The sequence below is a fragment of the Terriglobia bacterium genome (assembly GCA_020073185.1).
GTDB lineage: Bacteria > Acidobacteriota > Terriglobia > Terriglobales > Acidobacteriaceae > JAIQGF01.
In genome coordinates this window covers 1-26,731 of record JAIQFT010000004.1, presented here as the reverse complement: position 1 = coordinate 26,731, position 26,731 = coordinate 1, and the positions used below count along the sequence as shown (strand labels likewise).

Genomic DNA, 26,731 nt, shown 5'->3' with positions numbered 1-26,731 from the left:
GCCGATAATGAATCCTCAGACGACGGTCACATTCTCACAACTCATAACACCCTACCTCCCGCTGGTCACCCCTCCGACTCTTCTCATTCTGGCATGGCGGGCACGCGGCTTCTTCGACCGGCTCGTCAACAACCACCTGGCACATTTCAAGCAGGACATCATCACGGAAGTTCAGAAGGGCGTGGACCTGGAAACGCAGGGCCACAAAGAGATCGTGGAAGCGGTCAACGCGGGCACGAACCGGGTTGTGGACACTCTCATCACACTCCGCAAGTAATCAGCAATTCGCTTGGCTCACGAACATCGCGTCAAAGCCGGGGTCTTCAACCCTCAAGCGGAATTCTCCCACACACTTTGGATCGCGGAACATGACGAACCGGGCTGTCTTGGCCCGCTGTCGCTTGCTTATGCCCTGCCCATTTGGGTTGGCCCGGTCTATTAGCGTGAAGATGTAAGCACCCAAGGCTATCTCCTCCGGCAAAGCTATCCCTTCATCAAACTGTGCACCATCAGCAAAGAAATTGTTCTTCGCTAGGCTATCCCCACGCATCAGGTACTTGGCGGCCCGGCTCATCGTGCGGCGAACGTCTGGTCTGTTCTTGACCTTGAATTTCCCAGCGACCTGCTCAAATGACTGGCACTGGGCATACAGCGCAATCATCTCTGACAGGGGTGCCTTCTTCAGTTTGTTCTCGTATCCGGCCTTGAGCAGAATCTTGTGCATCCATTCCACCGTGGGCGGTCCGCCTAACATCACGAAGCAACCGGCGACTTTGATGGCCATCCGGATACGGAAGGAGCAGACGGTCTGCGTACTGCCCAGGATTCTGCCGAGAATAAGCTGTGTCTTGCTCAGGCAGTAGTAGCTGAGAAGCATCTCTTGCTGCTCCAGGGACAGAGAGCGGAGCACAGTGAGCCATTCTGCGGGATGTTCCAATGAGTAGACGTAGAAGTCGTCTTGGGAAAGGTCATCACAGGTTTCGATGGAGAGCAGGGTCTGGCCTTCCAAGGCTTCCTGCTCTTCCAAGAGGAGGGAGCGGTCGGCAGTGATCTTCTGCATGTAAAACGACGTTTCCATCAGCGGCACTCTAGGCTCTTCAATACTCCAAGCGGCCCCGGTTTCGGGCCGGTACTAGCCGACTTCTCTACGGCCCCAGAACGGGGAGGGGATGGTGTGGGTTACTGAAGTTTCACAGCTACCAAGAATATCGCTTTACTTCTCTCCTCCGAGCGGTATGGTTCGCTCGTTACTACTTAGTACACAGGAGAGAAGCAAATGAAATCGCAATTTACCGAGAAGCAGATCACCAATTGCATGAAGGAGCGCGGCATCGCCCGCAGCTCCGCTCTGAAGTTCCTCAACCGCGAACGCGCAGCCGAAGCACCGACCGCAGCGGCCCCGGCCCCGGTTATCGCTGCGGCGGCTGCTATCAAGGCCGGTCGCAAGTGCGGGATGCCCGGCTGCAAAGGAAACGCTGTGGACCACGGGCAGTTCTGCGAAGCGCACGGCGGAAACGGCAAGCCCCTGGTCACCGAAGAGCAGGTGGAGAAGTTTGTTGCCGACAAACCTAAGGCCGAAGAGCCGAAGCCCGCTACCCCCGAAGCCCACGCCGAAGCGAACGTCGAAGCGGCGGGTGGCAAGGTGGTCAAGGCGAAGAAGGCTCCCAAGGCTGTGGTTGCGCCGATGTCCGCTGACGAAGCGATGGCGAAGCGGGTTGCGGGCACCGCGCTCCGTAAACTGGCGGGCAACCCCACCAAGGAACAGATCGTCGCGGTCTACGGCCCCAAGGGACCGGACCTAACCTGGCCCGAGCGTGCGGCTCTGGGTGTCGATGCGGAGCACTTCCAAGAGGCTCTGAAGTCTGGCAAGTGCGTCGCCCCGGCTGCGAAGGAAGAAGTGAGATAGTGACTTCTCCGCAACCAAATAATCTCTCAGGCGACCGCCGTCCCGTGACGGTCGCCTTTGCCCGTGCGGAGCACGGCTCCTTCTGGTTGGGAACGTTCCCCAGTCGGCAATCGTGCGTCGCATTCTTCGCCACTACGCTCAACCTCGGCATCGAGGACGTTAAAATGCAACCCGGCTACCCGACCGGCTACCCGACACGGGCACGAAAAACCCCACTAAGACTGGGAAGAAAATCCGCTGATACCGGGAAGTCCATTAGAATCGACGTAAGTGCTTGGAACCAGAGCCACGGTACCGAGTCCCTTCTTCGGCACCAGGTCCAGAGAGATTTTCCTCTTTTTGTGGGAAATCAAAGCCCCGCCGATAGTTGCGGGGCTTCTCCCTTTTCGATGTGTAGAGTCTCTCTGGCAGCAACCGGCGAGGATTCTAGTGTTTGACGTCGAAGTAAATCTTGGTGGTGGCGCGGTATTCAGTGATTTTCTGGTCTTCGATTTGCATTTCAAATTCTGTCACCCGCGCCCATTTCAGGCCTTTTACCGTCTTGGCAGCCTCCGCCACCGCGTTGGCCGCGGCCTTGGCAAAGCTCTCGTTCGAGATGCCGACGACTTCGATTACTTTCTGCACCATAGCGCGCTCCTTCAAAGTTCTGTGGCCCGTCCAGATATTACGCTCGCTTGATCACAAGTTCGATGCCAACGGCTTGGCTTGTCCCATGCCTCGTAATCACTGCCGCCTACCGGGGAATGCCATACCGCTGCCAAAGCCTGAACCACGGGTTGTCCGCGTAGCGTTCGTCGTGTCTTTGATTGGCCGCGTAGCGGTCAGTCAGCTTGAGTGGCCTGGTGTCGGGAAGGGTGTAGGTGCGTTCCAGATACTCGATCTCGGCGATGGTCTTCTCGACATTCATGGAGTCTTTGACTGAGATGCTCGACCAAGGAGAAAGGGATTCATGCTGCTCCGCCCATTGCCGTGCCGGCATTCTATAAACGACTCCTGCCGACGGTCCAATGATCTCGGCAGGAATCCGGACTCTCACCACGGACGGTTTAAAGCATGAATCCACGCGCGAGTCCCCTGGCTCGCGTATTATAGCCAGCCACGGCAGAAGTACAATGGAACGCGCGTACCCTGTCGAGTTGAACATCGGCAGGGTTTCGCTATTGCACCTGATTCCCGGTACTGCGGTCGGGCGGGTCGCGCGGGCTTTGCCTCGGCTTCAGCCGCCCGCGATGCATTTCCGCCGGCACGTCGAACAGATGCACGGAACGGTCGCCGTTCTCGTCGCTGACTGTCACGCCGGCAAGCTCCGGGGTGCCGGTGACGCCTTTCTTGTGCGTGCCCACGCCGACCATGACCGTGACGGTGCGCAGTTCGCGCCCGCTCACCGTCGCCTGCGCACAGATGGGGAAGTCGCGTCCGCGGTCCGTAGCGGGACTGCCGGTCTGCTCTCCGCAGTCGTTGACCTCCCACTCGATCCGTCCGTCATGGCTCTCACTTTTCAGGAAATATTCCAGTGTGACCTTCGGCAGGCGTTGGTCGAAGGCCGAGACCAGCACGTTTTTTGCGCGCTCGATGGCCAGCTTGTCGCGCTTGCTCAGCCGCGGCGTCTGCGCGCACGCCATCGCGCCGATCAGCAACCACGACGCGGCGACAATTACGCGTTTCATAAAATCCTGGACACCGACGCCCGCACTTGCGGACGACGACTTCAAATCGCATCCGAAAAAGCACCAATCGAAAATCGCAAATTACCAAGTACCAACCTACCAAATTGCCAGGTCAGTCAGCCACTATCTCCGCCTCTTCCGGATGCAACTGCTCTCCCGGTCGGCTGCTCACGAGCGCCAGCGCCAGGCTCAGCACCGCCACTGACGCCAGCAGCGTCACGCACCCGTGCCATCGTTTCCACTCCCAAACCCACCCGGTCACGGTGGCGCCTAAACCGCCGCCGAGGTAGTAGAAGGTGACGTACAGACCCGCGGCCGAAGAGCGCGCGCGGCCAGCGATCGCGCCGGTCTCGACTGTGGCTGCTGCTTGCGCGATGAATACGCCGGAGGAAAAGATCGCCAGTCCGGCTATCACCACGGGCAGCGACGGAGCCAGGGTCAGCAGCAGGCCGGCGATCATCATCGCGCAGTACAGAAACGCGGTGCGGCGGAAACCGTGGCGGTCGAGAAACTTGCCAGACAGGGGCGTGATCACCACCCCGACCAGGTAGACGAAGAAAATGCTGCCCAGTTGCGCCGCATTGAGATGATAGGGCGGCGCCGCCAGATAAAAGTTGGTATAGGTGAAGCAGCCGACGAGGCAAAACAGAACCGCCGCGCCGGTGCCGAAATTTGCCAACAGCCGCGGATTGCGCAAATGCCGGCGCGCATCGGCGAGGGCGTGCGACATGTGCTCGGCCTTCACGAACCGGGTCGCCGGCGGCAGCCAGGCGCGCACCAGCAGCGCTCCCAGCAGGTTCAACCCCGCCAGAACCAGGAAGGCGGCGCGCCAGTTCCAATGCGTGGTAATCAGTCCGGAGATGAATCGTCCGAGAAATCCGCCCATGACCGTGCCGCTAACGTAGGCCGCCATCGCACCGCCGACGCCGCGCCCTTCCCACTCCTCCACGATGTAGGCCAGCATCACCGTGATCACGCCCGGCACGAACACGCCTTGCAGAAAGCGCCAGCAGATGAGCGCACCCAGGCTGCCGGCGGTTCCGCAAAGCGCGGTGGGCAGGCTCAGCAGCAGCAGAGAGGGAACAATGACGTTCTTCCGCCCCTTGCGTTCGGCGATCACGCCTACAAACGGCGCCACCAGCGCGACCGCGAAGATCGTCACGCTCACCGTCAGGCTGACTTCCAGCTCCGAAGCATGGAACAGGTGCCGAAAAAACGGCAGCAGCGGCTGCGTCGGATAAACATTCAGGAAGGTGCACATGCCGGCGAGCATGACTGCCGCCATGGTTTTGTCCACTCGCGCCTTCCAGCCCGCCGTGACCTGCCCTATGTCCGCCAGTCGAATCTCCCGTGGATACTTCATCTTCAGTCTTCAATCGATATTCTGCAATCCGGTGACGCGAGAAAAACGCCCGCGCCGAGCCCGTCGGGTTGAAGCTTCCCGCTGCCTGCGTGCTGCCGGATTGTTGTTACGCCGGCGCCTGCGCCGACTTAGTCTCCCGGTTTTGCCGAATAACTGGCAGCGCAGGGCCAAAGTTGCTCCCGTTTTGAGAAACTTCCTTGCGAGCCGCGCCATTTATCCGCAACTTTTGCCTGGCGCTGCGGTTGGCAGAATCAGAGAATAGGTTTCGAGGTGGAACGATGACCTGCCATCCACGCGCGCTGCTCTGCTTGGTCTTTATCCTGGCGGTGATCGCCGTCGTGCCACCGCAAGCTGCGGCAGGGGTTCGGCTGGGCGGGATCGGCATTGGCGGCGGATACGCCCGCGGTTTGTTCTATCCACCCTATTACGGCTACGGTCCGTTCTACGACCCCTTCTGGGGACCCTATCCGGCAATCTATCCGGGATACGCGAACGTTCCCGAGGCCGGAAAAGTCGTGCTGCGAAACGCTGCTGCCGACGCGCAGGTGTACATCGAAGGCGCTTATGCCGGGGAGGCCGGCAAGCTGAAGTCACTGCATCTGCAACCCGGCGTGTACAACCTGGAAGTGCGTTCCGCCAGCGGCAATTTCGAGCGGCGTATCTACGTGCTCAGCGGCAAGACGCTGAAGATTGATACGCGGAGTTCACAGCCATGAAGCCTCGTGCGTTGTTTGCCTGTGTGCTGTTGCTTGCTGCTTCTGCTTTGGCGCAGTCGAAGGGAATCAAGCCGCGCGCCAACTCCGCCGCCTTTCCCGCCTCGGCGCAAACCGAAACCCTAGACATCGGCGCGGCACAGCTCTCCGCTTCCCAAGTGGGACATACCTTTGCCTCACCCGAACTCGGTAAGGGCTATATCGTCGTCGAGATCGCCCTGTTTCCGAAGAATGGCGAGCTCAAACTCGATCCGGCCAATTTCACCCTCGCCATCGAAGGCACTAAGACCGTGCTCCACGCTGCCAACCCGCAGGCCATCGCCGCTGTCCTGCAAAAGCCCGGAGGCCGCGACGTAACCCTCTATCCGGTGGCGACCATCGGGTACGAATCGGGACGCGACATCTATGGCCAGCGCCAGAGTGGCGTGACGACCGGCGCCGGGATCGGTGTCGGTCTTGATCCCAAGCAGCCGAAGTCCGACGCCGACCGGCACGTCATGGAGACCGAGTTGAAGGACAAGGCTCTGCCCAGCGGGACATTCGAGAAACCCGTTGCTGGATACCTTTACTTCCCGGTCAGCGGCGCGAAGAAGGTGAAGTACATTCTGCAGTACAGCGACGCTCACAGCAGCGCAACCATCCCGTTGCCGGAACCGGACAAATAGCCTCAACCAACAAGCCCAGCATCCCCAGCGCGCGTCCTCCGACACCCGGAGGGCGCGCGATACACCCGTGTTTGCCTGATGCTTGTTGTAGTCTAGAGTTTTTCCGAGAGGGGAAGAGTCCATGAGGGTGGCATTTCTGGGGCTGGGGTCGATGGGACGGGCGATGGCGCGCAACCTGCTGAAGGCTGGCCATGACGTGGTGGTGTACAACCGGACGCGTGCGCGGGCGGAGGAGTTGGCGAAGGAGGGCGCGCTCGTGGCCGAGCATCCGGCGGGGATCGCGGCGGAGGCGGCGATCACCATGGTGGCTGACGACGCCGCGCTGGAGCAGATTGTGCTTGGGCAGCAGGGTTTATTGGCGGGATTGGCGAAGGGCGGGGTTCACGTTTCCATGAGCACGATCAGCGCGGCGCTGTCGCGGCGGCTGTCGGAGATGCACCAGGAGCGCGGCCAGATGATGGTATCGGCGCCGGTGTTCGGGCGACCGGAAGCCGCGGAAGCCGCGAAGCTGTACATTGTGGCCGCCGGGCCGCAGCAGGCGATCGAGCGCTGCCGGCCGCTGTTTGATGCCATGGGACAAAGGACATTCGTGGTGGGCGAGGAGCCGGTGATGGCCAACGTCGCCAAACTGGCCGGGAATTTCATGATCGCGTCGGTAATCGAATGCCTAGGCGAGGCCTTTGCGCTGGGCCGCAAGTACGGGCTGGAGGCGGAGAAGATGCTGGACGTGTTCACCAATTCGCTGTTCGCAGCGCCAGTGTATAAGACCTACGGGACGATCATCGCGCAGCAGCAGTGGGAGCCGGCGGGGTTCCGGCTGCGGCTGGGACTGAAAGACGTGCGTCTGGCGCTGGCGGCGGCGGATAGCGAGGCGGTCCCCATGCCGGTGGCCAGCTTTATCCACGACAGCTTTCTCTCGGCGGTGGCGCGCGGCATGGGCGAGCAGGACTGGGCCGCGCTGGCAAAAATGGCGGCAGAGAGGGCTGGGTTGAAATAACCGGTAGCTGCCAGTTCGTAGCTGGTAGCTCGGAAAGAACGCCCAGCTACCAACTACTAGCCACCAGCTACCGCTGCGAGATTCCCCTGACCGTCATTTCCTGCGCCGGATTCCCGCCGGCAACGCCCTGGGCGATGATGAGTTGGCGGGCTTCGGTGCGCCATCCGGGCAGGCGGGCGGCAAAAATGGCCGATCCCGCGATGCAGGCGATGCCGCCGATGGCGACAGTGAGCGGCGCGCCCAGGTGTTCCGCGATCGCGCCGGCGAAGAACGCGCCGAAGGGCGCCATCCCCATGAACATCATCGAGTAAACGGCCATCACGCGGCCGCGAAGCTGGTCCGGTACCATGGACTGGATGAGCGTGTTGGAGGACGCCATCTCCACCATCATGGTGAATCCCACCGGCAGCAGCAGCACCATCGAGAGCCAGAGCGTGCGCGAGAACGCAAACAAGATGAGGCTGGCGCCGAATCCGATGGCACAGACCGCCACCCATTTGCCCAGACCTTTCAGACCTTGCTTGGCGGCCAGGGTCAGCGCGCCGAGCAGAGCGCCCACGCCGGTGGCGCCCATCAGCAGGCCGAGCCCGCGCGCGCCGGAATGCAGGATCCGGTCGGCGAAGATCGGCATGAGCACGCTATAGGGCATGCCGACCAGGCTGACCAGGCCGAGCAGCAAGAGCAAGGCGCGGATGGGCGCAGTCCGGCGGACGTACTGGAACCCCTCGCACATGGTTTGAAACGCGGAAGCAGTGCGCGTGGGCGCCTCGTAGCCGCGCACGTCCATCATCAGCAAACCGGCGATCACGGCAAGGTAGCTGACCGCGTTGGCGAAAAAGCACCAGCCTTCGCCCACTGCGGCGACCATTATGCCGGCCACCGCTGGGCCGACGATGCGCGCGCCGTTGAACATCGAGGAGTTCAGGGCGATCGCGTTCATCAGGTTTTCGCGGCCGACCATGTCTACCAGGAATGCCTGGCGGCCCGGAATGTCGAAAGCGTTGACCACTCCCAGCAGTGCCGCGAGCACGAAGATGTGCCATACCTGCACGCGATGGCTGAGCGTCAGCCAGGCGAGAACGAAGGCGAGCGCCATGGACGCAGTTTGGGTAGCGATGATCAGACGATGCCGGTTGTGGCGGTCCACCACGGTGCCGCCGATCGGGGCCACCAGAAAGACCGGGAATTGCGAGGCGAAACCGACCGCGCCCAGCAGCAGCGACGATCCGGTCAAGCGATAGACCAGCCAGGCCTGAGCCACGGACTGCATCCAGGTGCCGACCAGGGAGATGAGCTGTCCGCCGAAGAAGAGCTGGAAATTGCGGTGGCGAAGCGAGCTGAACGCCTGCGAAAGTTTGCCGCGGACGGCGGGAATCGCAGTGTTGATGGAGTTCGCGGGCGGCATGTTTCTTAGATTCTGCGTCAGACAGAATAGCAGGGAATCGTCCCGAACCCCGAGTCGCGGCATGGTTCGATGCTGGGGACTCGCGAACCGGGACTGACTTCTGCTCGCGATACAATCAAAAGCAATGCCCGTCAATATTTCCCGGCTGAGGGTGTGGTTTGCGACCGCGACCATCGTGCTTGCCGTCGTGGTCGCGGGATTTTATTTCTACGGCCGGATGCGGATGCGGCGCGCCATCAAGGAAGTTCCGCAACAGCTTGGGGTCAACATCCAGCAGAGCACGCAGGGGTTCACGTTTTCCAAGTCGGAAGGCGGGCGCACCTTGTTCACGGTGCACGCGGCGCGGGCGGTGCAGTACAAGGAGAGCGGCAAGGCGGAGTTGCGGGACGTTACCATCATTGTGTACGGGCGGCAGTCGAACCGCTACGATCAGATCTACGGCGCGGATTTCGAGTATGACCCGCGCACCGGCGACGTCACCGCAAAAGGCGAGGTACGCATTGACCTGGAGGGCAATGCCGAAGGGCCGCTCAACCCCGACCAGGCGGCGCCGGCGGAGTTGAAGAACCCCATCCATCTCAAGACCAGCGGGCTGATGTTCAACGCCAAGACCGGGCTGGCCGGCACCAGGGAGCTCATCGAGTTTCGCGTGCCGCAGGCGAACGGGTCCGCCTTGGGCGCGGTATACGACTCGACGGGCGCGACGCTGACCCTCGCTTCCAACATCCAGGTCCATTCCACCGACCCCAGCGCGACCAACATCACGGCGCAGCACGGTGTGATCACCAAGGGCCCGAACCGGGCGGTGCTGCAGGGCGTTCGTATCACGCGTGACGCGGACAGCTTGGTGTCGAACGAACTTACGGTGTACCTGCGGGACGACAACACCATCGCGCACATCGCTGCCAACGGTGACGTGCGCGCGCAAACCACGGGGCAGAGTGCGACCGAAGTACGCTCGGCGCGGGCGGAAGCCTGGATTACGGAAAAGAACGCTCTGCGAACGGCCGCTTTCAGCGGCGGCGTGGCGCTGAATACCGCCGGCGAGCATCCGCTGCAGGGAACAGCGGGCAAGGTAACAGTCAGCTTCGCGGCGCGGAACCTGGCGGACAAGGTGGTAGCGAGCGAGGGAGTGAAACTGCTGCAACCGCCGCGCCCTGGAAGATCGGCTCATCCGGTGGAAATCGCGGCGACGACCATCGATTTCCTGATCCAGAGCGGGCGGACGCTGCAGCAGGCGGTAACCGGTGGGCCGGCCCAGGTCACCGTGCTGCCGCTGCCGGGAGCATTGGGGCAGGACGCGGCACAGACGGTGGCGACCGCCGGACGATTTGAGGCGCGTTTCAACCGGCAGAACCGGATTGATCATCTGACGGGAGCGCCAGAGGCCAAGGTGGTGTCGTTGGCGCCAGGTCAGCCGCGGAAGACCAGCACCAGCGACCGGCTGGACGTTACGTTCAATGCCGCGGGCGGAATCGCCACCATTTTCCAGGATGGGCAATTTCACTATTCGGAACCGGCGCCGCCGGGCGGAAATAGCAATGACCGCGCCGCGTGGGCCGATCATGCGCGCTACGCGCCCGGCGAAGAGGCGCTGACGCTGACTGGTTCGCCGCGCGTGGTGGATGGCGGGTTGACCACCACAGCGGAGACCATCCGCCTGGATCGCCGCAGTGGCGATGTAATGGCCAATGGCGACGTCAAGAGCACGTACAGCGAATTGAAACCGCAGGCCGGCGGGGCGCTGCTGGCGTCGGGGGATCCTGTCCACGTCACCGCCCCGACCATGCGCGCGGTGCGCGGCGGCGGCACGGCGGTGTATTCCGGTGGCGCGAGGCTGTGGCAGGGGTCAAGCATCGTGGGGGCGCCGGTGATTGAGTTCAACCGCGATGCACGCAAGCTGGTGGCGAGGTCCTTGACGAGCAATGCCGCGGGCGCCGTGACGACAACGTTTGTCCAGCGGGACCAAAAGGGAAAACTGACCCCGGTGAGCGTGCGTTCAGCGCTGCTGACCTACCTGGATGGCGAACGCCGAGGGAGCTTTGAGGGTGGGGTGGTGGTGCGCGGTGCGGACACGACGCTAACCGCGGACAAGGCGGACGTATATCTGCAAGCCAGGGGCCAAAGCGCCAGTTCAGCCGGGCAGCCGGGGCCAAGTCAAATTGACAGGATTGTGGCGGATGGCCATGTGAACATCCAGGAGCCGAACCGGCGGGCGACCGGCGAAAGGCTTGTATATACGGGGTCTGAGGGCAAATTCGTGCTGACCGGCGGGTCGCCCAGCATTTTTGATGCCGAACGGGGCAAGATTACCGGCGCTTCGTTGACTTTCTATAATCGCGATGATAGGGTCGTGGTTGAAGCCAACACCGCCTCCCCGACCGTAACCCAAACGCGGGTAGCCAAGTAGATGCAGACCCTGGCGACAGACGAAATTGGCAAATCTTATCGCGGGCGTCGGGTCGTAAATGCTGTCAGCCTCCAAGTCAAGCAGGGAGAAGTCGTAGGTTTGCTGGGACCCAACGGCGCCGGCAAGACGACCACGTTTTACATGATCGTGGGCCTCGCGCCTCCCGATTCCGGCAAAGTGACCTTTGACGGCCAGGACATCACCTCCACGCCTATGTACTTGCGGGCAAGGAACTTCGGCATCAGCTACCTGCCGCAGGAGCCGTCGGTTTTCCGCAAGTTGACGGTCGAGGAAAACATCCTGGCGGTGCTGGAAGCGCAGCCGCTATCCTGGCACGAGCGCCGCGAGCGGATGGAAAGGCTGATCGGCCAGTTGGGCTTGGGGGTCATCCGCAAGAACCGCGGGTACGCGCTCTCCGGCGGCGAGCGGCGCCGGGTGGAGATTGCTCGGGCGCTATGCATCCAGCCGCGATTTATTCTCTTGGACGAGCCCTTTTCAGGAATTGACCCGATCGCCGTGTTGGACTTGCAGAAGATCATTTCCGACCTTAAGGCGAGCGGCATCGGGGTGCTGATCACCGACCATAACGTGCGCGAGACGTTGTCCGTTACGGACCGGGCGTACATCATTAACGAAGGCCGCATCTTCCGCGCGGGCACTCCGGCACAGCTCGGCAACGACCCGGAAGTCAAGCGCGTTTACTTGGGGGAGAGTTTCTCTTTGGTTTAGTGCGTTTTTGCACACCAGTAACTTGCTTTTGGGGCGAGTTCGGAGAGACACTTCGGATAGTGATTCGCTGATTTAGCGATTTGCCGATTGGTTGATGCAGTTCAATCACCAAATCGCTAAGTGTTTGTAAGGCATCCATGGCATTGCTTTCACCGCGGCTCCACCTGAAAGTCACGCAGAAGCAGATTCTGACACCAGGTCTGGTGCAGATGGTCAGCGTTCTGGCGTTGAACCGGATTGAGCTGAAGGACATGATTAACGCCGAGATGGTGGAAAACCCCGTCTTGGAGGAGTTAGACGGCACCGTTCCGCTGCTGGACGAAGTCGCCGGCAAGGAAGAGGAGCGTGAGCGGCTGGCGAATGTGGAAGCCGATCCCGCCGCCGCCCCGGACGCCAAGGACCCGTTCGACGAAATCGATTTCGGTTCGTTCTTTCAGGACTACCTCGACCCCGGGTACCGCAGCCCGGAAGCCGAGACGGTGGAAAAGCCTTCCTTCGAGAACTTCCTCAGCAAGGCGAGCACGCTTACCGACCACCTGATGTGGCAACTGGGCGCAATGAGCGTTTCGCCGGGAGTGCGCGAGGCGGCCGAACTGATCATTGGCAACCTGAGCGAAGACGGCTATCTTACCGCCAGCGACGAAGAGCTGATGGCGGCTGCGTATCCCCCGGTCAGCGGTGTTCGTCCGGAAGTGGCGGCTGAGCCCGGACCTGAGCCAGAGACGCCAGGTGAAGTTGAGGCGCTGCTCAACCACGTTGACGGGCAAACGGCAAACTTCGATGCCGTGGACGACATTCTGGGTCAGATGCCCGACCTGAGGGAAGAAGCAGCGCGGGCGGCGGCGGAGCCAGAAGGGTCGGTCGCGATTGCCGAGCCGGTGGGGGACCTGGGAACCTCCGAGGTCGCTCTGCCGCCTGCGGCACAGCCGGAGATGCCGGCGGCGGTTCAAGAACACGCTCGGGAGCGCGGGCCGCAACTGGTGCCATCTTCGGGAGTCAAACCGCTGTTTACCAGCGACGATCTGCAAGAAGCACTGCTGCTGGTACGGCAGATGGACCCCGTGGGCGTGGCGGCGCGTGATCTTCGCGAATGCCTCCTGGCGCAGTTGCAGTTCCTGCAGCATACACATAAAGCCCAGGGCGCCAATGGCAACGGAACCGGCGCAGCCTTGGCGGATGCGATCGCCATCATCAGCGACCACTTGCGGGCGGTGCAGAACAAGCAGTTGAAAGAGATCGCCAAGGCCATCGGGCGTCCGGTGGAGGCGGTGCAGGCGGCCCTGGACCTGGTGAAGACCCTCGATCCGCGTCCCGGGCTCAGGTACAACAAGGTCGAGGCGCGGCTGATCGAGCCCGACGTGGCCTTCATCAAGCATGGCGACGAATACCTCGCCGTCCTCAACGACGACGATGTCCCGCAATTGCGCCTCAACACCACCTACAAGAAGCTGCTGAGCCGCGAGACGGCGGAAAAAGATGTTCGCAACTACGTGAAAGAGCGGTATAAGTCCGCCATCCAGTTGATCAAGAACATCGAGCAGCGCAAGCAGACTATCTTGAAGGTCTGCTATGCGATTCTTGGACGGCAAAGGGATTTCCTGGACCACGGCATCGACCACTTGAAGCCGATGATGATCAAGGAAGTGGCGGAAGAGATCGGCGTGCATCCTTCCACGGTCAGCCGCGCCGTGGCCAACAAGTACGCGCATACTCCGCAGGGCGTATTCGAACTCCGCTACTTCTTCAGCGAAAGCGTAAACGGGCCCGAGGGCGGCAGCACTTCGTTGCTGATCCTGAAGCGGCGCGTCAAGAAGCTGATCGAGGAAGAAGATCCCACCAGGCCGTTGACCGACGAGCAGATCACCCGCATCCTCCAGTCGCAGGGCATCCAGGTCACTCGCCGCACGGTCGCGAAGTACCGGGAGGATATGCACATCCCGAGCACCCACCAACGCAGAGTGAAAAACTGACGTCGTAGTCGCCGCGGTGCGCAAGGTTTTCCCGGCCAGGGCCGGGGATCAACCGCGTGGGCAGATTTGAGACGCGCGGTTTCCGTATGGGAACGCACTAGGATGGTCTCCGGGACGTTCGGGACACGGACGGCGGGCATCCTGGCAAAAAAGGGGGCGTTCGATGAACGTGGAATACACCGGCAGGCAGTACGAAATCACTCCCAAAGACCGCAAGCAGGTCGAACGCGGGCTCGCAAAGCTGATCAAAATCCTGGGCGAAAATTTTGAATCGAAGGTGATCCTGGCAGTGGAGAAGCGACGCTGCAAGGCCGAGATCACAGTGACGGTGCGCAGCCACCCGATTGTCGGCCTGGCCGAAGCGGGCGACATGATCGCCGCCGTCGGCGAGGCGCTGGAGCGCATCGAGCGGCAGGCGATCAAGCACCGCACCCGCTGGCGCTCCATTAAGCAGAAGGCCCGCAAAAAGCAGCCTGCCAGCGCGGCGGAAGTGCAGGTGGAGAAGTACCGCATGGCAGTGGGCGCCAGCGTTACCTCTGCGGTTCCCGTGGTGGTGCACGCCTACCCCGCCGCGTCGCGCTCGCTGGAGGCGCACGTGGTGCCGTCCAGCGATGCCGTCGCGCTGCACCCAATGACAGTGGAGGAGGCCGTCAAGGAAGCCGAATTCCGCGATCGCGACGTGTTCGTCTTCCGCGATAAGCAGGGCAAAGTCAAAGTCCTGCACCGCACCAAAGACGGGAAGATGGAGTTGATCGAAGCGCCGTAAAACCGGTTCTCAGTTTCTGGATTCAATTGTCTGGTTGGAGAGGGGCACAGCCGATGTGCCCCTTTTGCATGACTGTATCGGTCCGTCGGCCGCGTAAATACTGGCAGGCCAACGACCGAGCGACTGAATGACCGATACTGACAGACCGAGCGAAGCCTGGCAAACTGACATGCTGACAAACTGAGCTACTGACGTTACGATTCAACTATGCCCGTTACCCGCGCCAGCAACGGTCGCGTACGCCGCACCAATCTGCATCGCAAGGCCTTGGGTGTGCGCGATGCTGACCGCCGGCCGGAGTTGGTGATCATCACCGGCATGAGCGGCTCGGGCAAGGCCTCGGTGCTCAAGGTCTTCGAAGACCTCGGCTACTACGCCGTGGACAACCTGCCGATGGAACTGCTGCCGCGCTTTGCCGAACTGGCACGCTCCTCGGATGTCGAGCGCACGGCGTTGGTTATGGACGTGCGCGAAGGCGCCCAACTCGAGCGCCTGCCCGGCGTGCTGAAGCAGATCAAGCGCCTGCTGCACACCACCGTATTGTTCCTCGAGGCCAGCGACGAGGCGCTACTGCGGCGCTTCAGCGAGACCCGCCGGCCCCATCCGCTCGGCATTTCGGCCCCGGTGAAGTCCTCGATCGCCGCCGAGCGGCGCCGCCTGCGCCCCATTTCCGCGGTCGCCGACGTGATCTTGGACACCACGAAGTTTAATGTGCACGAGCTGCGCGACCACATCATGCGTCGCTTCCAGCGCGAGCGCTCCGAGAAGAATATTCTGGTGTCGTGTGTCTGCTTCGGATATGGCCACGGCGTCCCCTACGATGCCGACCTGCTGTTTGACGTCCGCTTCCTGCCCAACCCGCATTTCGTGCCCGAGTTCCGGCCTTATACCGGGCGTCATCCCAAGGTGGCGAAGTTCATCCGCTCGTTCCCGCAGACGCAGGAGTTCATCAACCGCATTTCAGATTTGCTGGTATACCTGCTGCCGCACTACGTAAAGGAAGGCAAGAGCTATCTGACCATCGGCTTCGGCTGCACAGGCGGACAACATCGCTCGGTGATGATCGCCGAGGACGTCGGCAAGCGTCTGCGCAAGGGCGGGTACCAGGTCAAGATCATCCATCGCGATTCCCCGCGATGACGAGCCCACCGCAACAATTCGGCAATTCTCAAATTCGGCAATTCGGCAATTTCCTTTAGAATAGGCATGTTGCCTTTCCCGGCCATAACCTCGACCAGCGCAGCAACTTCTCGGCCGCGCGGGGCGGTGCGCTGATGCGTCACGCCTGGCGCCTGGTGCGCTACATCCGCCCCTACGCCCTGCAACTGCTCGCCGCCGTGGTGCTGCTGGCGCTGGTGGGACTGCTGGACGCCTTCCGGGTGCTGCTCGTTGGGCCGATTTTCGACCGGGTGCTGCATCCGGCGTCGCAGTCGAGCAACCTTTTGCTCTTTACCATTCCGTGGTCACACCGGTCAATTTACCTCCAGCAACTTGTTCCCGAGCATTTCCACAACGCGTGGACGATCGTGGCCTTCGCGCTCGTCGCCTCCACCGTTGCCAAGGGGCTGTTCGATTATGCCGGCACCTACCTGGTGAACTACGCCGGGTTCGGGCTAATCACCGACCTGCGTGACGACCTCTACAATGCCGTCCTGCGCCGCTCGGTGGCTTTCTTCCACAAGCACGCGACGGGCACGCTGCTCTCCACCCTCATCAACGACATCGAGCGCGTGCAGATGGCCATGTCGGCGGTGCTGGCGGAATTCCTGCAACAGTTCTTCGCCCTGATCTTCACCGCGTTTGTGGTCGTCCTGCTGGGCGGGAAGCTGGCGTGGGTGCTGCTGCTGTTCATACCGTTTATTGCCGTGTCGATGCATCGCATCGGGCGGCGCGTGCGGCGCACCACGCGCCGCGGGCAAGACAAGCTGGCCGAGATCCACAACATCCTGCACGAGACCATTACCGGCAACCGCATCGTCAAGGCTTTTGGCATGGAGTTATGGGAGGCGGTCCGCTTCCGCGGCGCCGCCAAGCGCCTGTTCCGCGCCAACCTGCGCTCGGTGCGCGCCGCCGCGCTCAGCTCGCCCTTGATGGACGCCATCGGCGCCATCGCCATCGCGCTCCTGCTGCTGATGGGCCGCGACCGCATCAAGACTGGCGCGTTCACGGCCGGCACCTTCCTGGCCTTCATCGTCGCCGTGTTCAAGCTGTATGACCCGGTGCGCAAGTTCGCGCTTTTCTACAACAATTTCCAGCAGGCGATCGGGGCGTCGTCGGCGATCTTCAGCTTCATGGACGCGGAGGACGACGTCAAGGAGCAGCCTAAACCGGTGCAGTTGCCGAAATTCCACGATGCCATTCGCTTCGAGCACGTCAGCTTTGCCTACGAAAACGGCGACGGCACGCCGCGTCCGGTGTTGCAGGACATTCATCTCGAGGTCAAAGCCGGCGAAGTCGTCGCCATCGTCGGCTCCAGCGGCGCCGGCAAGACCACCATGGTGCACCTGGTCCCGCGCTTTTTCGACGTGAGCGGCGGCCGTCTGTCCATTGATGGCCGCGACGTGCGCGAGCTCAGCTTGGCGTCGCTGCGGGCGCAGATCGGCATCGTTACCCAGGACACCATCCTGTTCAACGACACCGTGCGCAATAACATTGCCTACGGCCAGCCTAACGTGCCGCTGGCCGTGGTCAAGGCGGCGGCGGAAGCGGCGCTGGCCAACGCCTTCATCAGCGAACTGCCGGACGGCTACAGCACCATCATCGGCGAGCGCGGGGTGCGGCTTTCCGGCGGCGAGCGCCAGCGCATTGCGATTGCGCGCGCCCTGCTGAAGAACGCGCCGATCCTGATTCTCGACGAGGCCACCTCGGCGCTCGACACCGAAAGCGAGGCCTTGGTTGCGTCGGCGCTGCAGAACCTGATGGCCGGCCGCACCACCGTCGTCATCGCCCACCGGCTTTCCACCGTACGCCGCGCCGACCGCATCGTGGTGCTCGAAAATGGAACCATCAGCGATGTCGGCTCGCACGACGACTTGATGACGCGCCTCGGAACCTACCGCAGGTTGTATGATTTGCAGTTCGTGGACTTGGAGTCGCCCAAGGTGGCGGCCGAATCGGCGAGCGAGACGAAATGACTGGTAATTTCGTAACTTGGTAATTTCGTAATCCTTGCGTCCGCGTGATCGCAGAGTCGCTGCTCGGACTCACGATCCGCAAATTACCAACTTACTTAAGTACCAAACCACCAATTCCCATGGCCATCCGTTCCATGACCGGCTACGCGCAGGTGAGAGGGCAGGTACACGACCGCCTCGGGTTTACCTTGTCGCTGAAGGCGGTGAACCACCGCTTTCTCGATCTGCACCTGCGCATGCCGGCGGAAATGGATGCGCTGGAGATGCAACTCCGGCGCGCGCTCAAGAGCAAGCTGGCGCGCGGGCACGTCGAGCTGACGCTCTCCATCGAGCGTGCCGACGCGCCGGGGATCGCCATCAATCGCGAACTGGTCGGCGGCTACATCAAGGCGTTTCGTGGCGCCGCCAAGGAATTCGGCCTGACCGGCGAGCCCGATCTGAACGCCATCTTGAAGATTCCCGGCGCGCTGGACGGCGCCGGCGGCGAGTTCGGCGAAGAGGCGGAACAGGCAGTGCTGGCTAAGCTCGACGAGGCTGTCAAGCGCCTGGACGTCATGCGCGCGGAAGAGGGCAAGGGCATTGACCGCCAGTTGCGCGGGCACATGCAGCGCCTGCTTGAGGCCACGCAGGAAATCGCAAAGCATCGCGCCGCGGTCTCGCGCGCCTATCTGGAGAAAGTGCAGTTGCGCATGCAAGAGCTGATCGGGGCCCACGCCGACCGCGACCGTATCCTGCAGGAAGCCGCGCTGCTGGCCGAGCGCAGCGACATCCGCGAAGAACTGGTGCGCATGGATACCCACGTCCAGCATTTCCTCGGGCTGCTCGACCAGGGCGGCGAGGTCGGGAAAAAGCTGGATTTCCTGCTGCAGGAGATGGGACGCGAGGCCAACACGCTGCTGTCGAAAACTTCCGGCGTGGCCGGCGAAGCCCTGCGCATTACCGAGGTCGGGCTGGGTATGAAGGCGGAAATCGAAAAGTCGCGGGAACAGGTGCAGAACGTCGAATGACCTTGAGCAGCGGCAAATTACCGGGGTCGAATAGCCTTTTATTGCCCAGCTATGGTTCCGCCGGGATTCCCGGCGCGCGCCGGTTTTGCGCGTGCTGGGGTGCGGCATGAGCGGCATCCTGTTCATCATTTCGGCGCCATCCGGTTCCGGCAAAACCACGCTCACCAACGAACTGCTGACCCTGGTTCCCGGGCTGGAATTCTCCATCTCCTACACCACGCGCCCGCCGCGCGGCAGCGAGCAGCATGGCCGCCATTACTTCTTCATCTCCCAGCGGGAATTCGATGCCATGATCGCACGCGGCGAGTTCCTGGAGCACGCTTGCGTCTTCGGCCAGTACTACGGCACGGCCAAGCGCTTCCTGGAAGACGCGCGCAAGACCGGACGCGACCTGGTGCTCGACATTGACGTGCAGGGCGCGGCGCAGGTGAAGGAGAAAATGCCGGAGGCGGTCAGCATTTTCATCTTGCCGCCCTCGCGGGAGGTTCTGGAGTTCCGGCTCCGCAATCGCAGCCAATCGGAACATATGGATTCTGAGGAGGTGATCCGTCGCCGCCTGGAGGGCGCGCGCAAAGAGATTGAAACTTACGGGAACTATGACTATATACTTGTAAACGACCGGTTGGAACCATCCATCGCCCTGCTGAAGGCCATCGTGGCGGCTGAGCGCCTGAGGCGCTCGGGTGCGAAGCCTTCCGCGGAGGACGTTGGAGTGTTGGCCGCAGCCGAGCAATGCTTGCTGCCCAGCACTCGTCAGCGTGCCGAGCAGATTTTGGCTTCCTTCGAAACGGCCGGGCGTGGACACGAGGAGAAAGTACAATGAAGTTGATGGACGGGTTCGACAGTAACTATCGGTTCATCCTGGTGGCGGCGCGCCGCGCGCGCCAAATCCAGTCCGGCGCCCGGCCGATCATCAGCACCCATTCGCGCAAGCCCTGCCGCATCGCTCAGGACGAGATCAAGGCGGGGAAAGTGAAGTGGTTCATCCCGGAAACGCCGAAGTCGCCTGTAACCGTGGCGGAAGAACTCCTCAATAAGGCGATGGCAGCGGAAAAGTGATCGCATTCGCACGGCGTCTGGGCCGCACGCGATCACCGGAGCGCAGCCAAGGATCGGCTTCTCCTGCTTGCGCATCGAAGTAAGCGAGCCAGTTGCCGCAGTGAGTCGGCTTGGGCTGATAGCTGACGGCTGAAAGCTGAATGCGGCCATGCGAATCGCGCTGGGTGTCAGCGGCGGAATTGCAGCCTACAAGGCGGCGGAAATCCTCCGCCTCCTGCAAGACCGCGGCGTCAAGGTGCAGGTCGTCATGACCCGCGCCGCCCAGGAATTTGTACGTCCCCTGACCTTTGCTGCTCTTTCCGGCGAAAAGGTTATCACCGAGATTTTCGCACGCGCGGACGGCGAGCCCAACCTCGAATCCGCCATCGAGCACATCGCCGTCGCCGAGCGCATTGACGCCCTGCTGGTCGCGCCGGCTACGGCCGACATCCTCGCCAAATTCGCCAATGGCATCGCCGACGATTTCCTCTCCACGCTCTTCCTCGCTACCACCGCGCCGGTGATCGTCGCGCCGGCCATGAATGCCAACATGTGGCACAACCCGGCCACGCAGGCGAACTTGGCAACTCTGCGCAGCCGCCGCGTCCGCATCGTCGAGCCCGGCAGCGGATATTTGGCCTGCGGCATGATTGGGCCGGGCCGCCTGGCGGAGAACGAGGCCATTGTCGCGGCCGTGCTCGAGCTGCTGGGCGCCGCACAGGACTTTGTCGGTGAAACCGTGCTCATCACTGCCGGACCCACGCGCGAGGCCATTGACCCGGTGCGCTACATCAGCAATCGTTCCAGCGGGAAGATGGGGTATGCGCTGGCGGAAGCGGCCCTGCGGCGCGGCGCCCGCGTGTTGCTGATCGGCGGCCCGACTGCGCTCAAGCCGCCGGATGGTGCGGAGATCGTCTTCATCGAAAGCGCGGCTGAGATGCACCAAGCGGTGATGGCCCGTGCCGGCGAGGCCAACATCATCATCAAGGCTGCCGCCGTGGCGGACTACCGCCCGAAAAAGGTTTCTCTGCAGAAAATCAAGCGGCACGATTTCCTGCGCGAGGGCGTGCCCGGCTATGCCGAGATCGAGTTGGAGCCCACGCCCGACATTGCCGCCGAACTGGGCGCGCGCAAGAAGGACCAAATTATCGTCGGCTTCGCCGCGGAAACTGAAAATGTCCTGGAGAACGCGCGCAAGAAGCTGGTTGGCAAAGGGCTGGATGCGATCGTCGCCAACGACGTTTCGCAGCCTGGCATCGGCATGGATTCCGACCGCAACGCTGTGACCATCATCACCGCCTCCGAGGTCGTGGACGTGCCGGAGGCGAGCAAGGCGGAAGTCGCGCAGCGCATTCTCGACGTCATCCTCCGCCTGCGCGCTAAGCGCACTTCTCCCGCCACAAGAAGCTAAATTCTTAATTCTGCTTTCTTGATACTTCATTCTTCATTCTTTATTCCTTTGTGCCTCTGTGATGAAATTGAAATTGTCTGCGATAATCTCAGCTCCATGCCCTTAAACCTTACGCCTGACCAGAAGCGCGCCCTCGCTGCTCGCGTGAATTACTACCGCGAGCTGGGCATTTACGATTTCTACCGCCGCGAATCCGACGTGGCGCGGCCGCCCTCGCCCGCGGAAGCTGCGGCACACGCGCCTTCGCGTGTGCCCGAAGCGCTCGCCGACCACGACATCGGTGTCGTCGTCAACACTCCCGCACCCAGTATGTTTGCCCCCGAGCTGCCGGAGAAAGTTGCCGCCGATCCCGCCGACGCCTTGCGCATCATCCGTGAAGATCTGGGCGATTGCACTCGCTGCAAGCTCCACAAGCAAGGCCGCAAGCAAATCGTCTTCGGCGTCGGCAACCCGCGCGCCGAGTTGATGTTCATCGGTGAGGGCCCCGGCGCCGACGAAGATCAGCAAGGCGAGCCCTTTGTCGGCCGCGCCGGGCAGTTGCTCAACAAGATGATCGAGGCCATGGGCCTGAAGCGTTCCGACGTGTACATCGCCAACGTAGTCAAGTGCCGGCCGCCGGGGAACCGCACGCCGGAGCGCGACGAATGCGAAACCTGCATGCCGTTTCTGCTGCGCCAGGTCGAAACCATCAATCCCAGGGTGATTGTCGCCCTCGGCGCCGTCGCCGCCAAAAACCTGCTGCAGATGAATTCGTCCATGGGCGAACTGCGTTCACGCTCCTACGATTTCCGCGGCTCGAAACTCTTCGTCACCTACCACCCCGCGTTTCTCTTGCGCGACCCGCGCCAGAAGTCGGAAGCGTGGAAGGACCTGCAGCAGGTGATGAAGTTCATGGGACTGAAGGTTTCGCAAAGGACAAGCAGTTGACCGACAATGCGCGCGATAACCATTTTGCTGCTCGGATGTTGGATGGCCTCCGCCTCATTCGGCCAACATGGTGATGGTAACTGCACCACGCCTGACATTTCATCCAGGCCCGATTGTTCCCAAGCCATCGCGTTCTTGAAAAAACTTCAAGTCGCCGTCAAGTCCGGCTCGCCAGACCGAGTCGCAATCCTTGTCTCGTATCCCCTGAGCACGAGTCTCCACGGACGCAGAACGCTAATCGGCAATCGGCTTCAATTTGTCCGAGAGTACAACAACATCTTCACGGGCCCAATTCGTTGCGCCATCCTCCACGCCGACACGGCGGATGTGTGGGGCAATTATTCCGGTTTCATGATCGGCCGCGGTGCCGTGTGGTGGGACGCAAGAATTCCGAAGAAGGATACCGACAAGATTGCTCGCGGTGAGGAGATTCCGGGGAATAAGTATCCACTCAAAATTATGACCGTAAATAATGAGAATGTGCTGCAAAAGGAATGTCGCAACCACAAACGTTGAAGTCCCACACGATGCCTGAATTCTGCGACGTCGCGCTGCCCGTGCCGCTGGAGGCGAACTTTACCTACCGGCTCAATGGCGCCGCTCCGGTCATCGGTGGGCGCGTTATCGTGCCCTTTCGCGAGCAGCGCCTGCCGGGCATTGTGGTCGCACTCCACGACACGCCGCCAAGGATGACGGCCAAGAACGTCCTCACCGTTCTCGATTCCGCGCCTGTGCTCGATTCCGATCTGCTCAAGCTCGGCCAGTGGATTGCCGATTACTACGTCGCGCCGCTGGGCGAGGTCTTTCGCACCATGCTGCCGCTGGGCGCCGAATTCCGCCGCGCGCGCGGCTATCGCCTCACCGACCGCGGCATGGAAGCACTGCACCAGTCAGCGACGCTCGGCTCGTCATTGCGTTCCCCGAAATCGGCCGAGGACCAGGCATCGGAGATCGCAGTTATAAATCATCTTCTCGACCGCGACCTCGTACGCGAGGAATCGCTGCGCTCCGCAACGCACGCCACGCGAACAACCCTGAATGCGCTCGTCCGCAAGAAATGGATCGAACGCCTCGACCTCTCCGCCGTTCGCGACGCCACTCGCACCATCCGCGTCGCCGTGCTGAACGAATCCCTCGAGCCGCGCTGCGCCGAGGCCACCAAAGGCCGCGCCCTCAACGCCAATCAAAGCGCCTTACTGCGCGCCATCAAAGAGGCCGGCGGAAGCCTCGCCGTCGCACAGCTCAACCAATTACCGATCCCGCGCACCACGCTCAGCACGCTGCTCAAACGTGGCTTGGTGATGATCGAAAACCAGCCGGCGGAGCTTCGCAGGTCGTCGCTGAAAACGCGCGGCCTCGACTTCATCTTCAGCCCCAAGCAGAATTCCGGGCTGCAGCACATCAACGCCGCCGTCGCCGCCAGGAAATTTTCGGTTACGTTGCTGCACGGTGTGACCGGCTCGGGCAAGACCGTGGTCTATCTCGCCGCCATGCAGGAGGTGCTGAATGCAGGACGCTCGGCGATCATGCTGGTCCCGGAGATCGGCCTCACCCCCGCCGCCGCCGCGCACCTGCACCAGGTATTCGGCGAACAGGTTGCCATCCTGCATTCCGCTCTGAGCGACTCGGAAAGGGCTGAGCAGTGGCATCGCATCCGGCGTGGCGAGGCGCGCATGGTGGTGGGCACGCGCTCGGCGGTGTTCGCGCCGGTGACTGATCTCGCGTTGATCGTGGTTGACGAAGAACACGATCACTCCTACAAGCAGGAGGAAACGCCGCGCTACCACGCGCGCGATGTGGCCATCATGCGCGCGAAAATGGCGGGCGCGGCGATCGTCCTGGGTTCGGCAACGCCGTCGCTGGAGTCTTACCACAACGCGCGCACCGGCAAGTCCACGCTGATCGAACTTCCCGATCGCGTCGAGAGCCGCCCGCTGCCCGAGGTCGAAATCCTCGACATGCGTGAAGAGTTCCGCGAAACCGGCCACCAGCAGATCGTCTCCCGCAAGCTCGCGGCGGAAATCGGCGACCGCTTGGCTCGCAACGAGCAGGTCATGCTGCTGCTCAATCGGCGCGGCTACTCCGCCTTCGTCCTCTGCCGTACCTGCGGCGACACGGTGCAGTGCAAGAACTGCGCCATCGCCATGACCCACCACAAGCGCCGCCGCGCGCTCGAATGCCACTACTGCGGCTACACCCGCCCGGTGCCGCAGACCTGCCCCAAGTGCGGCAGCGAGTACGTGCAATTCCTGGGCTCCGGCTCGGAGAAGCTGGAAGAGCAGCTCCACGCCATGTATCCGCAGGCGCGCATCGCGCGGCTCGATCGCGACACCGTCCGCGCCCGCGGCGACTTCGAGCGCGTGCTCTCCGCCCTGCACGCCGGCGAGTTGGACATGGTTGTCGGCACGCAGATGATCGCCAAGGGCCACGACATTCACGGCGTCACGCTGGTGGGCGTGGTGGGCGCCGACCTCGCTCTCGTCTTCCCCGACTTCCGCGCCGCCGAGCGCACCTTTCAGTTACTCGCACAGGTCGCTGGACGCGCCGGACGCGGCAGCGCTCCCGGCAAGGTGATCCTGCAAACCTATTTCCCCGAGCACTACGCCGTGCAGTTCGCCGCGCAGCACAACTACTCGGCGTTTTACGACAAGGAACTCCGCTACCGGAACTGGATGCGCTATCCGCCCTTCAGCGCGCTCGCCAACGTGCTGGTGCGTAGCGACTGCCTGGACGACGCGCTTCAATGGGCGGGAACGCTCGGGCAATGGCTGGAGAAGACGCCGCACGAAAGCATCCGCGCACTCGGCCCGGCCGCGGCGCCGCTTTCGCGCCTCATGACCGAGTACCGCTATCATTTTGTCCTGAAATCCGCCAGCCGCGCCAAGCTCAATGGCCTGCTGCGGGCCATGCTGGCCTACGCCGTCGCGCAGAAAATCCCGCGCACCAATGTGGTTGTGGACGTGGACGCTCTGTCGCTGCTTTGAAGGAGTCAGGAGTGAGTAGTTAGCGTCAAGTTGGTGTTTACCCACCCCCCTCCCCCCATTTCAGGAGCAAGGGGACTCGGGGTCGTCAAAGGCGGTCTTTAAACCTGCTCGGTCTCCTATTTACCGGTTGTCGGGGCATACTTGGCCTTTCCCTCATCGCGCCACCAGTCCTCCCAGTTCTGAGTGTACTGAGCTCCGGACTTCTCGAATTCAGGAAGCGAAGGGGAATGCGTTGCATCAGTGATACCCGTTATCTCGGCGAGTGTCTTCACTGCTTGGAAACGAACAAACTGATCGCCGTCGTTCAGGCTGTTCACGAGTGCGGGAATACTCCTTTCGTTTCTAATCGCACGCAGCGCTTGCAATGCACTGCGCCGGAAATAACGATTCTGTACCCGCAAGAAGTCGGTTAGAAATGTAGTAGCATTCACATCGCGAATATTGGATATTGCCGACAAGAACGGAGAATCATCGAAGCTCAACACGGCGTCGTCGGGTATGCGACTGGCAAAATCCAGCATCTCTCGTAAATGGGAAAAATCCCGGTTGTTCAACAGAATTGGAAACACCATCGCATCGATCGAAGGGTCGCTCCGCTTGATCAATCCAGCGACTTCGGCCGTTGATGTTAATAGTGGATAGCTCATGAGAAGTTCAAGATTAGCTTGTGCGTAACGATTCTCTCTGTCCTGCAATCCGGCCCGTAGATCTGCCTCTAATAGTTCCGACCCTGACGCTTGCGACCGGGACAGAATAGGAGATACCGAGAAATAATGATCGGTATTGGCGGTGGAGACATATCCCTCCTTTGTTTGCTGCAGAAACACCAGAACATATTCGCCTGCGTTGACACCCAAAGCACCAGAGAGATTTGCCGGCGCGATGTCTTGTATAGTCCATTCGAGCGCAATACTCTGTAACGGCGGTCCCTTGTATACTCTTTGAACGTTGAGATCCATTACTAAGGTTCGGTGCCGAATTCGCTGGCCGTACCGTTCCTCGAACGCAGTGGCCTTCACGGTTACTCGCAGAACCTTTCCGCTGCAAACAACGTCAGAGGCATCAAAACTCCGAGAGATGTCTTGCGGAAACCGCGGCCTGACGATGTCCGCACATCCAGCAACTGTGCCAAACGAAACGACGACGCACAGCAGAAGGCACGACCAGAAACGAACGGTGAATGTGACAAGCTTAATGGCTTGTTTGACTAACGGTTGCATAGTTGTTGAAGTACTGAATATTCTCGTAGTTGACAATGACACCACCTTGTCCAGGGGTTGCACTTCCGGAGTACCACGTCTGATGAATAGTGAACACCAGTTGTGAACTCCCGGCAAACGGGGTGAATGACGCCGGATTGAGGCTAGAGTCAGCAGCACAGAATCCATCCTTGAACTTTGCGGCATCAGAATCGTAGCCGCCAGTGGTAGTGCCACCTGGAGATGGGCTTGGCCAGTTGTTGTTGGGGCTTGCAATCGAGTCCTGGCGAGAATCGAACATAATGGGGTATCTACTTCACTCAGGTAGCCCCTATAGGTTGTGGTTGGCCGTCGTCGCCTTAGCGAAGCCCTTCACCATCGACTTGTACGGCGCTGGTCCCACCGCTACGGCTTGCTCGGCGAGGCGCAGGAAGAGCTTT

26 protein-coding genes are annotated in these 26,731 nt (G+C 61.6%); 18 read left to right on the top strand and 8 right to left on the bottom strand.

The features are described 5' to 3' along the window. The first annotated feature begins 7 nt into the window (after nt 1-7). Nucleotides 8-277 (top strand): hypothetical protein, encoded by a 270-nt coding sequence (locus LAN64_01760; GenBank protein MBZ5566555.1) that lies wholly within the window; start codon nt 8-10, stop codon nt 275-277. On the opposite strand, the gene LAN64_01755 is transcribed toward LAN64_01760, so the two are convergent. Continuing rightward, nucleotides 278-1,087 carry a hypothetical protein gene (locus tag LAN64_01755; GenBank protein MBZ5566554.1) on the bottom strand — a complete coding sequence of 270 codons (810 nt, stop codon included), beginning with the start codon at nt 1,085-1,087 and terminating at the stop codon, nt 278-280. A 189-nt stretch (nt 1,088-1,276) separates the two neighbouring features. Here LAN64_01755 and LAN64_01750 point away from each other — a divergent pair, with 189 nt between their 5' ends. Beyond that, nucleotides 1,277-1,906 carry a hypothetical protein gene (locus tag LAN64_01750; GenBank protein ID MBZ5566553.1) on the top strand — a complete coding sequence of 210 codons (630 nt, stop codon included), beginning with the start codon at nt 1,277-1,279 and terminating at the stop codon, nt 1,904-1,906. 426 nt (nt 1,907-2,332) lie between these two features. Here LAN64_01750 and LAN64_01745 read toward each other — a convergent pair whose 3' ends face one another. The 4 genes from LAN64_01745 to LAN64_01730 all read right to left on the bottom strand — a co-directional run bounded on the left by LAN64_01745 (nt 2,333) and on the right by LAN64_01730 (nt 4,936). Further along, on the bottom strand, nt 2,333-2,533 hold the full coding sequence (locus LAN64_01745) for a dodecin family protein (protein ID MBZ5566552.1): 201 nt from the start codon (nt 2,531-2,533) through the stop codon (nt 2,333-2,335). A 106-nt stretch (nt 2,534-2,639) separates the two neighbouring features. Further along, nucleotides 2,640-2,813: a hypothetical protein gene (locus LAN64_01740; GenBank protein ID MBZ5566551.1), complete on the bottom strand. Its 174-nt coding sequence runs from the start codon at nt 2,811-2,813 to the stop codon at nt 2,640-2,642. A gap of 250 nt (nt 2,814-3,063) precedes the next feature. Next, complete coding sequence (locus LAN64_01735) at nt 3,064-3,573, bottom strand: hypothetical protein (GenBank protein ID MBZ5566550.1); 510 nt, start codon at nt 3,571-3,573, stop codon at nt 3,064-3,066. A 112-nt stretch (nt 3,574-3,685) separates the two neighbouring features. Further along, on the bottom strand, nt 3,686-4,936 hold the full coding sequence (locus LAN64_01730; GenBank protein MBZ5566549.1) for an MFS transporter: 1,251 nt from the start codon (nt 4,934-4,936) through the stop codon (nt 3,686-3,688). A 278-nt stretch (nt 4,937-5,214) separates the two neighbouring features. Here LAN64_01730 and LAN64_01725 point away from each other — a divergent pair, with 278 nt between their 5' ends. From LAN64_01725 to LAN64_01715, 3 genes are all read left to right on the top strand, one after another. Next, nucleotides 5,215-5,652 carry a hypothetical protein gene (locus LAN64_01725; GenBank protein ID MBZ5566548.1) on the top strand — a complete coding sequence of 146 codons (438 nt, stop codon included), beginning with the start codon at nt 5,215-5,217 and terminating at the stop codon, nt 5,650-5,652. After that, a complete protein-coding gene (locus LAN64_01720) occupies nt 5,649-6,314 on the top strand; it encodes a hypothetical protein (GenBank protein MBZ5566547.1) in 666 nt (221 codons plus the stop codon). Before LAN64_01725 ends, LAN64_01720 begins: the two co-directional genes overlap by 4 nt. 121 nt (nt 6,315-6,435) lie before the next feature. Further along, nucleotides 6,436-7,311, top strand: coding sequence for an NAD(P)-dependent oxidoreductase (locus LAN64_01715; protein ID MBZ5566546.1), 876 nt, complete (start codon nt 6,436-6,438; stop codon nt 7,309-7,311). A 67-nt stretch (nt 7,312-7,378) separates the two neighbouring features. Here LAN64_01715 and LAN64_01710 read toward each other — a convergent pair whose 3' ends face one another. Continuing rightward, nucleotides 7,379-8,716 (bottom strand): MFS transporter, encoded by a 1,338-nt coding sequence (locus LAN64_01710; protein ID MBZ5566545.1) that lies wholly within the window; start codon nt 8,714-8,716, stop codon nt 7,379-7,381. 124 nt (nt 8,717-8,840) lie between these two features. Here LAN64_01710 and lptC point away from each other — a divergent pair, with 124 nt between their 5' ends. From lptC to priA, 13 genes are all read left to right on the top strand, one after another. Beyond that, nucleotides 8,841-11,126, top strand: a complete 2,286-nt coding sequence (gene lptC / locus LAN64_01705) for an LPS export ABC transporter periplasmic protein LptC (protein MBZ5566544.1) — start codon at nt 8,841-8,843, stop codon at nt 11,124-11,126. Beyond that, a complete protein-coding gene (gene lptB / locus LAN64_01700; GenBank protein MBZ5566543.1) occupies nt 11,127-11,855 on the top strand; it encodes an LPS export ABC transporter ATP-binding protein in 729 nt (242 codons plus the stop codon). It abuts the gene before it with no gap. Nucleotides 11,856-11,992: 137 nt separating this feature from the next. Next, nucleotides 11,993-13,825, top strand: coding sequence for an RNA polymerase factor sigma-54 (rpoN, locus tag LAN64_01695; GenBank protein MBZ5566542.1), 1,833 nt, complete (start codon nt 11,993-11,995; stop codon nt 13,823-13,825). 163 nt (nt 13,826-13,988) lie between these two features. Beyond that, nucleotides 13,989-14,591 (top strand): ribosome-associated translation inhibitor RaiA, encoded by a 603-nt coding sequence (gene raiA, locus LAN64_01690; protein ID MBZ5566541.1) that lies wholly within the window; start codon nt 13,989-13,991, stop codon nt 14,589-14,591. A 207-nt stretch (nt 14,592-14,798) separates the two neighbouring features. Next, nucleotides 14,799-15,731: an RNase adapter RapZ gene (gene rapZ / locus LAN64_01685; protein ID MBZ5566540.1), complete on the top strand. Its 933-nt coding sequence runs from the start codon at nt 14,799-14,801 to the stop codon at nt 15,729-15,731. A gap of 134 nt (nt 15,732-15,865) precedes the next feature. Further along, nucleotides 15,866-17,725 carry an ABC transporter ATP-binding protein/permease gene (locus LAN64_01680; protein ID MBZ5566539.1) on the top strand — a complete coding sequence of 620 codons (1,860 nt, stop codon included), beginning with the start codon at nt 15,866-15,868 and terminating at the stop codon, nt 17,723-17,725. 119 nt (nt 17,726-17,844) lie between these two features. Continuing rightward, on the top strand, nt 17,845-18,732 hold the full coding sequence (locus LAN64_01675) for a YicC family protein (GenBank protein ID MBZ5566538.1): 888 nt from the start codon (nt 17,845-17,847) through the stop codon (nt 18,730-18,732). A 106-nt stretch (nt 18,733-18,838) separates the two neighbouring features. Next, nucleotides 18,839-19,555 carry a guanylate kinase gene (gmk, locus tag LAN64_01670; protein MBZ5566537.1) on the top strand — a complete coding sequence of 239 codons (717 nt, stop codon included), beginning with the start codon at nt 18,839-18,841 and terminating at the stop codon, nt 19,553-19,555. Then, entirely contained in the window at nt 19,552-19,791 is a 240-nt protein-coding gene (gene rpoZ, locus LAN64_01665; GenBank protein ID MBZ5566536.1) for a DNA-directed RNA polymerase subunit omega, read from the top strand. Before gmk ends, rpoZ begins: the two co-directional genes overlap by 4 nt. A 148-nt stretch (nt 19,792-19,939) precedes the next feature. Then, nucleotides 19,940-21,181 carry a bifunctional phosphopantothenoylcysteine decarboxylase/phosphopantothenate--cysteine ligase CoaBC gene (gene coaBC / locus LAN64_01660; protein ID MBZ5566535.1) on the top strand — a complete coding sequence of 414 codons (1,242 nt, stop codon included), beginning with the start codon at nt 19,940-19,942 and terminating at the stop codon, nt 21,179-21,181. 96 nt (nt 21,182-21,277) lie between these two features. After that, the gene (locus LAN64_01655; GenBank protein ID MBZ5566534.1) at nt 21,278-22,108 is read left to right on the top strand and encodes a uracil-DNA glycosylase; all 831 of its coding nucleotides are present in this window, start codon (nt 21,278-21,280) and stop codon (nt 22,106-22,108) included. 42 nt (nt 22,109-22,150) lie between these two features. Further along, on the top strand, nt 22,151-22,624 hold the full coding sequence (locus LAN64_01650) for a hypothetical protein (GenBank protein MBZ5566533.1): 474 nt from the start codon (nt 22,151-22,153) through the stop codon (nt 22,622-22,624). An 11-nt stretch (nt 22,625-22,635) separates the two neighbouring features. Then, complete coding sequence (gene priA / locus LAN64_01645; protein MBZ5566532.1) at nt 22,636-25,092, top strand: primosomal protein N'; 2,457 nt, start codon at nt 22,636-22,638, stop codon at nt 25,090-25,092. 116 nt (nt 25,093-25,208) lie between these two features. Here the strand turns inward: priA and LAN64_01640 are convergent, their stop codons facing one another. Together LAN64_01640 and LAN64_01635 are read right to left on the bottom strand one after the other, a co-directional pair. Next, nucleotides 25,209-26,051: a HEAT repeat domain-containing protein gene (locus LAN64_01640; GenBank protein ID MBZ5566531.1), complete on the bottom strand. Its 843-nt coding sequence runs from the start codon at nt 26,049-26,051 to the stop codon at nt 25,209-25,211. A 232-nt stretch (nt 26,052-26,283) separates the two neighbouring features. Beyond that, nucleotides 26,284-26,592 (bottom strand): hypothetical protein, encoded by a 309-nt coding sequence (locus LAN64_01635; protein MBZ5566530.1) that lies wholly within the window; start codon nt 26,590-26,592, stop codon nt 26,284-26,286. Between the last annotated feature and the right edge of the window lie 139 nt (nt 26,593-26,731).

Excerpts from the sequence above, each read along its gene's own strand:
- LAN64_01760 (MBZ5566555.1), top strand. The coding sequence starts at position 8 with ATGAATCCTCAGACGACGGTCACATTCTCACAACTCATAACACCCTAC.
- LAN64_01750 (MBZ5566553.1), top strand. The coding sequence starts at position 1,277 with ATGAAATCGCAATTTACCGAGAAGCAGATCACCAATTGCATGAAGGAG.
- LAN64_01745 (MBZ5566552.1), bottom strand. The coding sequence starts at position 2,533 with ATGGTGCAGAAAGTAATCGAAGTCGTCGGCATCTCGAACGAGAGCTTT.
- LAN64_01740 (MBZ5566551.1), bottom strand. The coding sequence starts at position 2,813 with ATGAATGTCGAGAAGACCATCGCCGAGATCGAGTATCTGGAACGCACC.
- LAN64_01735 (MBZ5566550.1), bottom strand. The coding sequence starts at position 3,573 with ATGAAACGCGTAATTGTCGCCGCGTCGTGGTTGCTGATCGGCGCGATG.
- LAN64_01730 (MBZ5566549.1), bottom strand. The coding sequence starts at position 4,936 with ATGAAGTATCCACGGGAGATTCGACTGGCGGACATAGGGCAGGTCACG.
- LAN64_01725 (MBZ5566548.1), top strand. The coding sequence starts at position 5,215 with ATGACCTGCCATCCACGCGCGCTGCTCTGCTTGGTCTTTATCCTGGCG.
- LAN64_01720 (MBZ5566547.1), top strand. The coding sequence starts at position 5,649 with ATGAAGCCTCGTGCGTTGTTTGCCTGTGTGCTGTTGCTTGCTGCTTCT.
- LAN64_01715 (MBZ5566546.1), top strand. The coding sequence starts at position 6,436 with ATGAGGGTGGCATTTCTGGGGCTGGGGTCGATGGGACGGGCGATGGCG.
- LAN64_01710 (MBZ5566545.1), bottom strand. The coding sequence starts at position 8,716 with ATGCCGCCCGCGAACTCCATCAACACTGCGATTCCCGCCGTCCGCGGC.
- lptC (MBZ5566544.1), top strand. The coding sequence starts at position 8,841 with ATGCCCGTCAATATTTCCCGGCTGAGGGTGTGGTTTGCGACCGCGACC.
- lptB (MBZ5566543.1), top strand. The coding sequence starts at position 11,127 with ATGCAGACCCTGGCGACAGACGAAATTGGCAAATCTTATCGCGGGCGT.
- rpoN (MBZ5566542.1), top strand. The coding sequence starts at position 11,993 with ATGGCATTGCTTTCACCGCGGCTCCACCTGAAAGTCACGCAGAAGCAG.
- raiA (MBZ5566541.1), top strand. The coding sequence starts at position 13,989 with ATGAACGTGGAATACACCGGCAGGCAGTACGAAATCACTCCCAAAGAC.
- rapZ (MBZ5566540.1), top strand. The coding sequence starts at position 14,799 with ATGCCCGTTACCCGCGCCAGCAACGGTCGCGTACGCCGCACCAATCTG.
- LAN64_01680 (MBZ5566539.1), top strand. The coding sequence starts at position 15,866 with ATGCGTCACGCCTGGCGCCTGGTGCGCTACATCCGCCCCTACGCCCTG.
- LAN64_01675 (MBZ5566538.1), top strand. The coding sequence starts at position 17,845 with ATGGCCATCCGTTCCATGACCGGCTACGCGCAGGTGAGAGGGCAGGTA.
- gmk (MBZ5566537.1), top strand. The coding sequence starts at position 18,839 with ATGAGCGGCATCCTGTTCATCATTTCGGCGCCATCCGGTTCCGGCAAA.
- rpoZ (MBZ5566536.1), top strand. The coding sequence starts at position 19,552 with ATGAAGTTGATGGACGGGTTCGACAGTAACTATCGGTTCATCCTGGTG.
- coaBC (MBZ5566535.1), top strand. The coding sequence starts at position 19,940 with ATGCGAATCGCGCTGGGTGTCAGCGGCGGAATTGCAGCCTACAAGGCG.
- LAN64_01655 (MBZ5566534.1), top strand. The coding sequence starts at position 21,278 with ATGCCCTTAAACCTTACGCCTGACCAGAAGCGCGCCCTCGCTGCTCGC.
- LAN64_01650 (MBZ5566533.1), top strand. The coding sequence starts at position 22,151 with ATGGCCTCCGCCTCATTCGGCCAACATGGTGATGGTAACTGCACCACG.
- priA (MBZ5566532.1), top strand. The coding sequence starts at position 22,636 with ATGCCTGAATTCTGCGACGTCGCGCTGCCCGTGCCGCTGGAGGCGAAC.
- LAN64_01640 (MBZ5566531.1), bottom strand. The coding sequence starts at position 26,051 with ATGGATCTCAACGTTCAAAGAGTATACAAGGGACCGCCGTTACAGAGT.
- LAN64_01635 (MBZ5566530.1), bottom strand. The coding sequence starts at position 26,592 with ATGTTCGATTCTCGCCAGGACTCGATTGCAAGCCCCAACAACAACTGG.